Here is a 681-nt window from a genome sequence, read left to right on the forward strand (position 1 = left end):
AGTATTGTAGTAAATCTTGATTAACTTTTTGACAATCAAACTCGTTTCGGTAAACCTTAAGCCAGGTCACCATTTCCTGTAATTCCTCCGTATCGATGTCAAGTTTTTTGCTCATCTTAATCGAATCAAAGCATTCAATCACATCCATAATTGAAAATTCTTCCAATTTTTCCATAAAGCCCCAAGGTCCACCACAGTTTTCAGGAGGACAAACGCCCCCTCCAGCAGTGCATACAGGATAAACTTTGTTTTGCTTTAATACCTTTATTGCTTCGACTCTGATTTGGTGGCGCCACCAATGACGCCATGTACCCATTACTGGGTTGATACTGAAGTCGTACTCGTATAAAAACTTTTCTTTCTCCCTAAAACCAAATATTGCAAGTTTGACCTCTGATGCTTGGTCACTAAACATAGTTCCACCTATTTGTGAAACTCCGTACTCCTTGCCGTGAATGATGAAATGGTGGAGGTGAATATCTGACCACCCCATTGCTAGCTGAACGGTGTAGTGCAAATTTTCTATTGTGCTATCGCTCCTAACAAGTACCCGCCTCCAAATTGTTGGGCTGATACCGAGTAGTAATATTTTTAACTGGTAAACGACTGGTTCAGATGAATTAGACATTGCGTTATTTTACCGCATTATTTAACCCAGCTCCCCTGAAATTTTTCGCTCTC

General features: G+C 40.4%; 1 protein-coding gene. It reads right to left on the reverse strand.

Features of this window, described 5'->3' with window-relative positions:
* A partial coding sequence (locus DSM106972_RS50980; RefSeq protein ID WP_148129305.1) for a plasmid pRiA4b ORF-3 family protein occupies window positions 1–628 on the reverse strand: 628 nt, incomplete at its 3' end.
* Between the last annotated feature and the right edge of the window lie 53 nt (window positions 629–681).

This window comes from Dulcicalothrix desertica PCC 7102, from assembly GCF_003991905.1.
Taxonomy (GTDB): domain Bacteria; phylum Cyanobacteriota; class Cyanobacteriia; order Cyanobacteriales; family Nostocaceae; genus Dulcicalothrix; species Dulcicalothrix desertica.